Consider the following 12357-nt stretch of genomic DNA (forward strand, 5'->3'; position numbering starts at 1 on the left):
AGCCCAGTGCCCGTGGGTGCAAAGCGGTTGACGCGGCGGACCGCCAAACCTCTACCGGCGGACCACCGGATTGGACAAGCGGCCTATGCCTTCGATCTCGATCTCATAGCGGTCGCCCTCCTGGACCAGGCCGACGCCGGCCGGAGTCCCGGTCATGATGACATCACCCGGAAGCAGGGTGAAAGCCTGCGAAACGATGGACACCAGCTCCCGAACGCTGCGAATCATCTGGTTCGTGCTGCCGTCCTGGCGGAGCTCACCATTGAGCCACCCCTTGATGGCCAGGTCCTCGGGGTCGAGTTCCGTCTCGATCCACGGGCCGAGCGGCGCGGAGGTATCAAAGCCCTTGGCACGCGCCCACTGCAGGTCCGTCTTCTGGACGTCGCGGGCCGTGAGGTCGTTTCCGCAGGTGTAACCGAAAATGACATCGTCCACGCGATCTTCGGGCACATCCTTGCAGATGCGGCCGATGACAACGCAGAGTTCAGCCTCAAAGGAGACTTCCTCCGAGAACTCAGGCAACACGATCGGATCGTTAGGGCCAACGACGGCGGTATTCGGCTTCAGGAACAACAAGGGGTGCTGCGGAACTTCGTTACCGAGTTCCCGGGCGTGCTCTGCGAAGTTCCGTCCGACGCCAATGACCTTGCTGCGCGGAATGATCGGTGCCAGCAGGCGCACGTCCTCCAGCTTGTGGCGGACCGAGGTCCGCTCAACGCCGTTGAAGAAGGGGTCGCCGTGGATGACAGTGATGACTTCACTGCCGGGCTCACCTTCGACGACGCCGTAGACGGGATCAGAATCAACAACAAACCGGGCGATACGCATGGTTTCTAGCGTACCGCCCGCCGGCGGCCACCACGCGCGCACTGTGGTGGACGCCCGCTAGCCTCGCAGATAGTCCAGTTGCGCCGCCACCGACGTTTCAGCGGCCCACCGCACGGAAGGATCGACGTCGGGATACACCGCGTCGGTGACGGCCTGGACCCCGGCTTGGGGCCCGAGCCGCGCGAGTGCTTCGCGGATCTGGTCCAGTCGCATCTCCCTGTGAGCCCGGTACTCGCGGCATACGACGTCGACGGCCGGCAGCACGGGACCGTGAGCGGGCAACAGTGTTGCGGGGCCGAGGCTTTCGAGTATGTCGAGGCTGGGGAGGTAATCCCCCAGCCGTCCATCGGGATAGTCCAGGACCGTGGTTCCGCGTCCCAGGATGGTGTCGCCCGTGAGCACAGAGCCATCGGGTCCGTCGCCGGGAAGGTGGAAGCAGACTGAGTCCGAAGTATGGCCCGGCGTGGCAAGCACGCGGATCTCGACACCTGCAGCCTCGATGACCTCGCCACCCCGCAACGGTTCGCCTCCGTGGCAGTGCGCCGGATCCGCCGCGCGGACAGGTGCGCCGGTGATTTCGTGGAAGCGCGCAGAGGCCTCGGTATGGTCCTTGTGGCGATGGGTGATGAGAACGAGCTCCACGGATCCCGCGGCGGCCAGGGCCGCTAGGTGCGATTCGTCGAGCGGCCCGGGATCGACGACGACGACTCCGGGAGCGTCCGGCGCGGCAATGACGTACGAGTTGGTGCCGTCGAGGCTCATCGGACCCGGATTGGGAGCGAGCAACGATCGGGTGAGGGGACTGCTGTTCTGGAAAGTGGCGTCATTGACCGGATTCACTTCTCCATCTTGGCACACGCCAATGAGCCGGACCCGGCAACGGGAAACCCGGTTCCAAGAGGCAGGAACGGCACACGACGTAGCATGGTGCCAAGGAACCGGGACGGATACATGTGGACAGTTGCGGAGGAGGAGTCGGTTTGTTGCGGAATCACACCCGACGAAATCCTCTCTTGACGACGATGGCGATCGCCGCCGTCTGCCTCTCCGTCCTCGCGGTCCTCAGCGCCTGTTTCTCCGCCACCGGACCCCGATCCGCCGTGGGCCCGCCCACCATAGTGATCATCGGAGACTCCCTCAGCACGGGTCGCGGCACTTCCCCTGACGAGGCCTGGCCCAACCTGGTGAGGAACGATCCCGGTTTCCAACGGTTCCAGGCGACCATCGTCAATGCCGCGCATGATGGCAGCGGCTATGTCAGCGTTGGCGAAGACGGATCGACCTTCGGTTCCCAAGTGGACGCGGCGGTAACCGACGGGACCCGCGTGGTGCTGTTCTTTGGGTCCGAAAATGACATGGGCACCTCCCCCGGAGAAACCGAGGCTGCGGCTGCACGGGCGTTCGCCTCAGTCAAGGCCCGCGCTCCGCAAGCCGACATCCTGGTGATAGGGCCGCCTTCGTATACGCGCACCCCCGAGGCGGAAAGGCTCGACATCCGCGACCAGGACAAAGCCGCTGCCCTGAAAGCCGGGGCCGATTTCATCGATCCGATCGACCTCGGCTGGATCATGGACGATGCCTCGGACCTCATTGGTCCCGACGGCGATCACCCGTCCGTGGCCGGCCAGCAGTATCTGCAGGCCAAAATGGAAGCGCTCATCGGACCGAGGATCCAGCAAGCCAGCCCCGGGAGCACCCCGGTCGCTGGTTAAACGGCGACGGCGACCCGCCCACCAAAGTGGGAGGCCGCCGTCGGGCATTTTCCAAGACAGGGCCCACGCCGGCGAGGGACCCGAGCCGAGCTTGGGAGGCTTGGGAGCCGGTAGGGCCCACGCCGGCGAGGGACCCGAGCCGAGCTTGCGAGGCTTGGGAGCCGGTGGGGACTTAGGCCAGGCGGGTGAGCCAGCCGTGCTTGTCCTCGACCGTTCCGGTCTGAATGCCGAGCAACTGCTCGCGGATGGCCATGGTGGTTTCGCCCGCCTTGGCATCCTCGGAGCCGATGAACTCGGTCTTGTCCTTGAGCACGCCGATGGGCGTGATGACGGCCGCGGTTCCGCAAGCGAAGACCTCGGCGATTTCGCCGGAGGCCACACCGTCGCGCCATTCAGCGAGGGTGATCTTGCGCTCGGAAACCTCGCGGCCCATGTCCTTCGCCACCTGGATGACGGAAGAACGGGTCACACCTTCGAGGATGGTTCCGGTGAGTGCCGGGGTGACGAGTGAGCCGTCCTTCATGACGAAGAAGACGTTCATGCCCCCGAGTTCCTCGACGGCGTCGTCGTTGAAGTGGTCCAGGAAGAGGACCTGCTTGCAGCCGTTCTCCTCGGCTTCCATCTGGGCAATCAGGGATGCGGCGTAGTTTCCACCACACTTGGCTGCACCGGTTCCGCCACGGCCGGCACGCGCGTATTCACGGGAGATCCAGATGGATACCGGCTTGAGCTCGCCGCCGAAGTAGTTGCCGGCCGGAGACGCGATGACCCGGAAGGACACCTCGCGGGCGGCGCGGACACCGAGGAACGCTTCCGTCGCGATCATGAACGGGCGCAAGTACAGGGCTTCGCCGTCGCCGGACGGAACCCATTCCTTGTCCGCTTGCACGAGTTCGCGGATGGCACCGAGGAAGTATTCCTCGGGCAGTTCCGGGAGGGCCAAGCGACGGGCCGACTTGTTCAACCGGGCGGCATTGGCCTCGGGACGGAACGTCCAAACGGAACCGTCTGCATGGCGGTATGCCTTCAGCCCTTCAAAGATCTCCTGGCCGTAGTGCAGCACTGCCGCCGAAGGATCAAGCGAAATCGGTCCGTAGGCCTCGACGCGGGCACTGTGCCAGCCGCCCTTGCCCTCGGTGTCAACGCTGTAGTCGACAATGACGGTGTTGTCGGTGAAGTAGTCGCCAAATCCCGGGTTTGCCAGGATAGCTGCACGCTCCTCAGCAGACTTCGGGGTCTCCGAGAGCTGCTGGCTGAATTCGACGCCGTGGGCAGTCTGAGTCATGTTTCCTCCAGTCGGCTACCAGGCAGAGCGAACCATCTCTTGGAGGATATGGTTCAGCGACGGACCACGGCAGCAGTAAATAATTCAAGTAAAGCTTACGCCCGGGTACAGACCCTAAAGTGCCAGTACAGACCCTAAAGTGCGGCGGTGATGGCGTCGCCGATGGCCGCGGTACTGCGGCTCTCGCCATTGCGGCTTTCGATGTCAGCGACGACGGCGGCCTCGATCCTGCGGGCGGCGGTCGTGTAGCCGAGGTGGTCCAGCAACAGGGCCGCGGACAAGATGGCGGCGGTCGGATCCGCTTTTTGCTGTCCGGCGATATCCGGCGCGGAGCCGTGGACGGGTTCGAACATGGAGGGCGCGGTGCGGTCCATGTTGATGTTGCCCGAGGCTGCCAGACCGATGCCGCCGGTGATGGCCGCGGCGAGGTCAGTGATGATGTCGCCGAAGAGGTTGTCGGTGACGATCACGTCGAAACGAGAGGGGTCGGTGACCATGAAGATCGTCGCGGCGTCGATGTGCAGGTAGTCGTGGGTGACCTCGGGGAATTCCTTGGCCACGGCCTCGACGGTGCGCTTCCACAAGTGGCCTGCGAAGACCAGGACATTGTGCTTGTGCACGAGGGTGACGTGCTTGCGGGGACGCTCACTGGCGCGGCGGAAGGCGTCCCGGACGACGCGCTCGACGCCGTGGGCCGTGTTGAGCGACACTTCGGTGGCAACCTCGTGGGGGGTGCCACCGCGCAACGTACCGCCGTTGCCGACGTACGGACCCTCGGTGCCTTCGCGGACAACGATGAAATCGATGTTGCCAGGGTTGGCCAGCGGGCTGCCCACCGTGCCGTAGAGCCGCGAGGGGCGCAGGTTCACAAAGTGGTCCAGACTGAAGCGGAGCTTCAGCAGCATCTCGCGTTCAATGATCCCGGAAGGAATGCGGGTGTCCCCCGGGGCCGCACCGACAGCGCCGAAGAGGATGGCATCGCGGGTGCGCAGATCGGCCAGGACCTCATCCGGGAGCGTTTCGCCGGTCTCAAGCCAGTGCTGGGCTCCGAGCTTGTATTCAGTCTGTTCCAAGGTGACGCCTTCTTCGGCGACGACTTTTTCCAGGACCTTGAGGGCTTCGGCAATAACTTCGGGGCCAATGCCGTCGCCGGGAATGACAGCCAGGTTGATCGTTGCGGCGGGTTGCGTTGCGCTCATGTTTTCAGACTGCCAACGCATCCACATATTGGTCAAAATCGTCTCACCATTTGAACGCTCTCCCCTCCGACGCTCGCTCACATATATGGCATTTTCGTCGATCCCCGCTCACATATGAGCGGGCAAAACAATCGCTCCTTTAGATCTGCCCGGCTGACGGGTCAGATCTAAAGGAGCGTTTGCGTCCCGCACCATATATGTGAGCGGGCGTCTATGACTCGGCGGGCTCCTCGTAACGCGGGAACACCGGGGCCGGGGCCGGGAGTTCCGTGCCGGGGACGATCGGCGTCGCGATGGCCGCGAACTGGCGGGCCTCCCCTTCCGGCTGTCCCAGGACCTCAAGCAGCTTGGCCGCCGACGTCGGCATGACCGGCTGGACGAGGATCGCCACGATGCGGACAACCTCCAGGGTGACGTACAGGACGGTGTTCATGCGCTCGACGTCGGTCTTGCGCAGAACCCACGGGGCCTGCTCGGCGAAGTACGCGTTGGTGTCACCCAGCACGGCCCAGATTGCCTCGAGGGCACGGCTGAACTCTTGCTTCTCGAAAGCGGTGCGGGCCACGTCCAGCAGTCCGGTGGCCTGGGCCAGCAGCGCGGTGTCCTCCGCCGAGAAATCGCCCGGAACCGGAACCTTGCCTTCGCAGTTCTTCGCCACCATGGACAGCGAACGCTGTGCCAGGTTGCCGAAGTTGTTGGCGAGGTCTGCGTTCATGCGGCCCACGATCGCCTCGTGGTTGTAGCTGCCGTCGGCACCGAAGGGCACTTCGCGGAGGAAGAAGAAGCGCACCTGGTCCAGGCCGTACTGCTCCACGAAGTCCTTAGGGGCCACCACGTTGCCGAGGGACTTGGACATCTTGACGCCATTGTTGGTCAGGAAGCCATGGATCATGACGCGCTTCGGCAGTTCCAGGCCGGCGCTCATCAGGAAGGCCGGCCAGAAGATCGCATGGAACCGTGAGATGTCCTTGCCGATGACGTGGACGTCCGCGGGCCAGAACTTCCGGAACGCCTCCGATTCGGCGTCCGGGTAGCCGACCCCCGTCAAGTAATTGGTCAGGGCATCGACCCACACGTACATGACGTGTTTGTCGTTCCCCGGGACCGGGACGCCCCAGTCGAAAGTCGTGCGGCTGATGGACAAGTCCTGAAGGCCCTGCTTGACGAAGCTGATGACCTCGTTGAAGCGGTACTGGGGAGCGCCGAATTCCGGTTGCCCCTCGTACAAGGCCAGCAACTTGTCCTGGTAGGAGGACAAGCGGAAGAAGTAGCTCTCCTCCGCGGTCCACGTCACTTCGGTGTCAGTACCGCGCGAGTAGCGGACGCCGTCGTCCTTCAGGACGGTCTCGTCCTCGGTGTAGTAAGCCTCGTCGCGGACGGAGTACCAGCCCTCGTACTTGGACAGGTAAATGTCCCCCTTGGCTTCCATCTTCTTCCAGATGGCTTGCGAAGCGGCGTAGTGATCGGCGTCCGTCGTGCGGATGAAGCGGTCGTAGGAGATGCCCAAGGCAGCGTGGGCGGCCTTGTAGATTTCGGCATTCCGGTCCACGAGTTCCTTGGGCGAGATGCCTTCCTTCTCCGCCGCCTGGGCAATCTTCATGCCGTGCTCGTCCGTACCGGTCAGGAACATCACGTCATAGCCGTCGAGGCGCTTGAACCGGGCCATCGCATCGGTGGCAATGTACTCGTAGGCATGCCCGATATGCGGCTCGCCGTTCGGGTACGTAATGGCGGTGGTGATGTAGAACGGGGGTTTATGTGGAGACGTCACTCTACGAAGTTACCTTCTCTTGGAGATGGAAAGACCGGACCGGCGGCATGTGACGGCCGGTCCGGAAGCACCGGGGGGCCCACGCCGCCAGGGTTCCCTGGCCGTGGGCCCACAGCCGCCGGGTTCCCTGGCTGAGCTTGCGAAGCTAGGGGGCGGCTGGGGACTTGCGAGGCGAGGGTGGCGGTGGGGACTAGTTCAATTCAGTCAGCGTATCGCTGAGCCTGACAAGCTCGTGGTCGTGCGACGCCACCAGCACGGCGATGCCGTCGCTGGTGGTGTCCTTCAGGATGCTGATGATGCGGTTTGCCGAAGTGCGGTCCAGGCTGGCCGTTGGCTCGTCCACCACCAGGACACGGGTTCCCAGGATCAGGGCCCGCGCAATCGCGACACGCTGGCGCTCACCGCCAGACAGCTGCGCCGGACGGTGGCGCATGCGCCGGCCCAGCCCCACCAGGTCCAGCAGGTCCTTGGCCATTTCGGTGCGCTGCTCCACTTCGCCGTCGGGAACGGCCGGCAACAGCACGTTCTCCAAAGCACTCATGCCGTCGATCAAGGCGCCGCCCTGATCCACGTACCCGATCAGGGCGCGGCGACGGTCGGCGATTTCGTCGTCGCCCATCTTCTCGAGGGAATCGCCCTCCCAGAGGACACGGCCCGACGTCGGAAGCGTGAGTCCCGCTCCCACCGTCAGGATGCTGGTCTTGCCTGAGCCGCTTCGCCCGGCGACGCAGTGCATCTCACCGGCGTGCAGCGTCAGGTTGAAGTCCTCGACGACGGTGACTGGCTCCGCGCCACCCTTGTCACCGCCGTAGCGGATGGTGATGTTGCTCAACTGCAGCGGCATACCATGGTCAGCGGCCCGCACGATGGTGTTGGCGCGGGTCTGGAACGACTCGTCGGTGGATTCCGTGGTCGCGGTCAGATCGGGTTCGAGGTTGTCAGTCATTTGACCACTTTCGTTGCAATGGGAATCCAGCAAATTACGGCCACCACTCCGGCCAAAGCGGCCCAAAGTGCGGCATAAGGAGCGAGCAACAGGCCCAGACCCAGCGCCCCCACGACGCCCAGGATCAGTGCCACTGCTCCGACCAAGGCATTTTCGAAGAACCGGACCTGCCCCAGCATGTCCGGGTTCCAGCCCATGGCCCGGAGAGTGCCGAGCTGCTCCCGCCTGGCCTGGAGTTCGAACCGACCCGTGACCAAGGTCAGTACGAGGCCCACGAGCACTCCGCAGACTGCCAGGATGACGCTCGGCAGGGCTACGGTAGCTGAGGCGAGCCCGCTGAGGGCGCTGGCTCCAGCTGCGCGCGGGATGTCAATGAGCAAGGCGATCAGGGCACCGACGGCCGCCCCGAACACTCCCACAGCCACAGCCAGCGCTACTGAGCTGAAGCGGTGTGTGACCAGTTGGCGGTACGCAAACGTCAGCGGCGAATCCACCGGGATCAGGCGTTCATCGTGTTGGGGTTCCTGGTCAACGATGTCGCGGTGCCGCAATTGCTGGGCCGCGATGTATGCGGCGGCGCAGTAAATGAGCAACACGGACGCGGAAACAATGACCGTGGCCAGGTTCCAGCTCAGAAGGCTGAGCGCAATGCCTGCCACAGCGACGATCCCCGCACCGATGCCGAACTCCTCGAGGACCCAACTTCGGATTTTCCTCTGGGTCCAGCCCATGGCGCGGAGGATCCCCGCCTCGCTGCGTCGCTGGCGGATATAGCTGACTGTGGAAGCGCCGGTCAGGAGAGTGGCCCCGCACAGCGTCAGGAAGAGAAGGGTGATGTTGGTGCCCGTCAGGGAACCGGACACGGCGTCGGCGGCATCCTGCCGAACCCACGATTGCTGGACGGTGCCCAGGGCGGATTCCTTGCCGGCGTCGTCCTTGGAATACCCCGGGACGAAGATGTTGGCGTCTTCACGCGCGGAGCCGGCCACCACTGTGGCTTGTAGACCCATGTCGCGGATCTGGGCTGCGAGCTTGTCGACCTCCGGTTGGGCCTGCTTCCAGTTGCCCGGTGCGCTGGCGCGGACCCGGACGGCATCGATAACGTTGGCGTTGGAATCGTAACCGCGCGCTGCGGCAAGGCCGTAGTAGTCGGTAATGGCACCGGCAGACTGGCTGACGAGGCCAGTATCGCTCAGCGAGGGTTTGAGGCCCTTGGCGGCGGTGTCATTGCCCGAAGCGTCCTTCTGGAGCGTCATCGGGGCCGGGTCGTAGCCACCCAAGGGCAGCTTGTTGACGTCGCCGGCCGCTTTCTGGATCTGGGCAGGATCAAACGTCCCGTAGACCATCGGCAGCGGGGTAGCGGGCTTCGATCCCGTGGCAAGGTTCTCCCGGTAGGAGCGCTCGTCGACCGGCTTGCGTTGGCTCTGGTCCACGATCGCGCCGAAGGCCGACTTCTCAGGCAGCTTGTTGACGGTAACCCAGTCCCCCGGTGTGGCGGACTTGGCGACGGCTCCATTCGCAGAGGTTTCGCCGTCCTTGTACTTGGGTGCGGCTGCGAAGTCCGTGCTCCACTGGGCCGGCTGGTACAGGCCTTGGCTGAAGTTGCCCATGTTACCGAGCAACTGACTGTGGTCGGTGGACCCGGGCCATGACAGGGCGAACGGCGACTTTGACACGAACGGCAGGTAGTCCTTGTCCAAGGAACGTGAGACAGTGCCGACGTCGTTGACGACCTTGCCCGAATCATCGATTTCCTGGATTTTGACCGAGTACTTCAGGTCCAGCGAGGTTCCCTGCCGGACGATCAAAGGAATGGCCTGCGAGGCATCTGTGATCTGGCCGGACAGTTTTGCCTGCTGGTACTGGGTCATGAGGGGCGCCCAGTATTTGAGCTTGACGCCCATGAAATCCGGGCCCTGTTCGAGTTCCTGCTGCGTGGGGCTCTTGGCGAAGAGTTGTTCGAAGTAGCGGCCGATGGCTCCCGCGTTGCGGGTGTCGGCCGGGGGCGCCTTTTGCAGCGGGGCGAGGAAGTCTCCGGCCGAGCCCAGGAGGGCGCGTTCAGCTGTCGGATCGACGGCGACGACAGACTCGGTGACCTGTGGAGCCATGGGCAGCGCCACCGACAGGTTGAAGAGGTTGTGCTCCGAGCCACCGGCAGGAGCGGGGAACTTGATGCCGGTCTCTCCCGCGGGACCGGCGATGCGGATGCTCTTGCCTCCGGCAGTCTGCTGCTCCTTGACCTGCCCCTTGCCGAGCGTGCCTTCAGCGCTGGTCTGGAAGAGGGTTTGCTGGGACACTCCGTCGGAGCTCACGGCAGTGGCGGTGAGGCGGTACTTCTTCGGCTGCGCGGGGAGGACGGACTCCGGCGCGGGCCAGCTCTTGGAGTCCGTTCCGGTTGGATCTCCCGCGGTGGCTCCACCAGCCAGCCCCGCGTTGTAGCCAAGGTAATCCATAGCATCAAGCCGCGGAGTTTCCAGGTTCTGCGTCACCCGGGACACGAGGCTGATGGGTGCCGCTACCGACGCACCGCTCAGCCCGCGGATCTTCTCGAGTTGCGGGAAGCTGATGCCGCCCTGGCCGTTCGCGATGTCCGGCTGGAGGAGTGCCCCGCCGTCCTTGGTATTCGCGGACTTGGCCTGGACCAGGATGTCGTACAGGCCGCGTGAGTTCTCATCCACTGTCCGGTTCAGCGCGGCCTGCGACTGGCTCTGGATGAATACGGACAAACACATGGCGACGATCAAAATGGCCGCGGTCAACAGAAGCACACGGCTTCTGATGAACCTCTGGACGGCGTTCATAGGGCTCCCTGAGTCCTGGATTGCGGGTGTGCACACTGCTGTCCCTGGAACCATGCCGAGGCAATAGGAATCCACCGGGTGCGTGCAAAAGTTATTGGCCGGCCTGCCGCCGGTTCCGAATTTCGGACCAAGCCATTGTAGGCAGACCGGCCAATGATATGTGGCCGATGTGAAGTGCGGCACACTATTCTAGCTCAAACGGTGAGGATGCTAGTCCTCCAGATCCACTTCGCGAACCATGTCGGCGCCGATGCCGGCCTTGATTGCTTCAAGGACCTGCTGCGGCACCGAAGTGTCGATCGTCAGCAGCGCCAAGACCTGGCCGCCTTCGCTCTGGCGTGCCACCTGCATGCCACCGATATTGATGTTGTTCATGCCCAGGATGTGGCCGATGGTGCCGATGACACCGGGACGGTCCGCGTAGGAAACAACCACCAAGTGTTCGCTGATCGGGATTTCGACGTCGTAGCCATTGACGCCCACGAGCTTCTGGACCTGCTTGGGTCCGGTGAGCGTGCCGGCCACGGAAATCTGTGAGCCGTCACTGAGTGCCCCGCGGATGGTCAGGACGTTGCGATAGTCCTCGGCTTCCGGCGTCGTGATCAGGCGAGTGTTGATGCCGCGCTGCTCTGCGATGACGGGCGCGTTGACGTAGGAGACCTGCTCGGTCACGACGTCGGCGAACACGCCCTTGAGCGCCGCCAGTTCGAGGACCTTCACGTCCAGGCTCGCGATTTCGCCCGCGACCTCGACGTCGATCTGCGTCAGGGATGCGTGGGTCAGGGCCGTGAAGATCCGGCCGAGCTTTTCGATCAGCGGGATTCCGGGGCGGACGTCGGAAGCGATCACGCCACCAGCAACGTTGACGGCATCCGGCACGAGTTCGCCGGCGAGGGCGAGGCGCACGGACTTCGCCACGGACACGCCGGCCTTTTCCTGGGCTTCGTCAGTGGAGGCACCCAAGTGGGGCGTCACGATGACGTTGTCCATGCCGAAGAAGGGAAGGTCGGTGCTCGGCTCCTTGACGAAGACGTCGATGCCTGCGCCCGCGATCTGTCCGTCTTCCAAGGCCTCGTGGAGGGCCTCTTCGTCGATCAGGCCGCCACGGGCGACATTGACAACGTAGGCCGTTTCCTTCATCTTCTTGAAGGCGTCGGCGCCCAGCATGCCCACTGTTTCCGGGGTTTTGGGCATGTGGATGGTGATGAAGTCCGACTTCTCGAGCAGCTCGTCGAGGGTGACGAGCTTGACACCGAGCTGGGCCGCACGGGCCGAGGTGATGTAGGGGTCGTAGGCGAGGATCTCGGTCTCGAAGCCTTGCAGCCGGGCAGCGACGAGCGCTCCGATGCGTCCGAGGCCGATGATGCCGATCTTCTTCTCGAAGAGTTCGATGCCTGTGTACTTGGAGCGCTTCCACTCGCCGCCCTTCAAGGCGGAGCTGGCCTGCGGGATGTGGCGGGCGAGGCTGAGGATGTGGCCGACCGTCAGCTCGGCAGCGGACACAATGTTCGACGTCGGGGCGTTGACGACCATGACGCCTGCCTGGGTGGCGGCCTTGATGTCCACGTTGTCCAGGCCGACACCGGCACGCGCGATGATCTTGAGGTTCTTGGCTGCGGCAATTGCCTCGGCGTCCACCTGGGTGGCTGAACGCACGAGGATGGCGTCGACGTCGACGATTGCGGAGAGCAGCTGGGAGCGGTCCGCGCCGTCGGTTTGGCGGATCTCGAAGTCCGGACCAAGGGCCTCGATCGTGGCGGGCGAAAGTTCCTCAGCGAGGAGTACTACTGGCTTGGTGCTAGTCACCGGTGACCT

At 64.0% G+C, this 12357-nt stretch carries 9 protein-coding genes; 1 reads left to right on the forward strand and 8 read right to left on the reverse strand.

Translation table 11 applies throughout. From position 1 onward, the window contains the following. Positions 1 to 51 precede the first annotated feature (51 nt). The gene (locus ACSKT0_RS16165) at positions 52 to 828 is read right to left on the reverse strand and encodes a fumarylacetoacetate hydrolase family protein (RefSeq protein ID WP_241707477.1); all 777 of its coding nucleotides are present in this window, start codon (positions 826 to 828) and stop codon (positions 52 to 54) included. Positions 829 to 885: 57 nt separating this feature from the next. Next, positions 886 to 1668: an MBL fold metallo-hydrolase gene (locus ACSKT0_RS16170; protein ID WP_437770699.1), complete on the reverse strand. Its 783-nt coding sequence runs from the start codon at positions 1666 to 1668 to the stop codon at positions 886 to 888. A 182-nt stretch (positions 1669 to 1850) separates the two neighbouring features. Here ACSKT0_RS16170 and ACSKT0_RS16175 point away from each other — a divergent pair, with 182 nt between their 5' ends. Next, entirely contained in the window at positions 1851 to 2540 is a 690-nt protein-coding gene (locus ACSKT0_RS16175) for an SGNH/GDSL hydrolase family protein (protein WP_437774051.1), read from the forward strand. A 172-nt stretch (positions 2541 to 2712) separates the two neighbouring features. Here ACSKT0_RS16175 and ACSKT0_RS16180 read toward each other — a convergent pair whose 3' ends face one another. From ACSKT0_RS16180 to serA, 6 genes are all read right to left on the reverse strand, one after another. Continuing rightward, positions 2713 to 3825 (reverse strand): branched-chain amino acid aminotransferase, encoded by a 1113-nt coding sequence (locus ACSKT0_RS16180; protein WP_437770700.1) that lies wholly within the window; start codon positions 3823 to 3825, stop codon positions 2713 to 2715. Between the two features lie 134 nt (positions 3826 to 3959). After that, the gene (locus ACSKT0_RS16185; protein WP_437770701.1) at positions 3960 to 5024 is read right to left on the reverse strand and encodes a 3-isopropylmalate dehydrogenase; all 1065 of its coding nucleotides are present in this window, start codon (positions 5022 to 5024) and stop codon (positions 3960 to 3962) included. Positions 5025 to 5235: 211 nt separating this feature from the next. Then, complete coding sequence (metG, locus tag ACSKT0_RS16190; RefSeq protein WP_437770702.1) at positions 5236 to 6795, reverse strand: methionine--tRNA ligase; 1560 nt, start codon at positions 6793 to 6795, stop codon at positions 5236 to 5238. A gap of 190 nt (positions 6796 to 6985) precedes the next feature. Further along, the gene (locus ACSKT0_RS16195; RefSeq protein WP_078108578.1) at positions 6986 to 7741 is read right to left on the reverse strand and encodes an ABC transporter ATP-binding protein; all 756 of its coding nucleotides are present in this window, start codon (positions 7739 to 7741) and stop codon (positions 6986 to 6988) included. After that, the gene (locus tag ACSKT0_RS16200) at positions 7738 to 10542 is read right to left on the reverse strand and encodes an ABC transporter permease (RefSeq protein ID WP_437770703.1); all 2805 of its coding nucleotides are present in this window, start codon (positions 10540 to 10542) and stop codon (positions 7738 to 7740) included. Before ACSKT0_RS16200 ends, ACSKT0_RS16195 begins: the two co-directional genes overlap by 4 nt. A gap of 210 nt (positions 10543 to 10752) precedes the next feature. Next, positions 10753 to 12348 carry a phosphoglycerate dehydrogenase gene (gene serA, locus ACSKT0_RS16205; RefSeq protein WP_236811602.1) on the reverse strand — a complete coding sequence of 532 codons (1596 nt, stop codon included), beginning with the start codon at positions 12346 to 12348 and terminating at the stop codon, positions 10753 to 10755. Positions 12349 to 12357: the final 9 nt, after the last annotated feature.

The sequence above is a fragment of the Arthrobacter sp. KNU40 genome (assembly GCF_051515115.1).
Classification (GTDB): Bacteria; Actinomycetota; Actinomycetes; order Actinomycetales; family Micrococcaceae; genus Arthrobacter.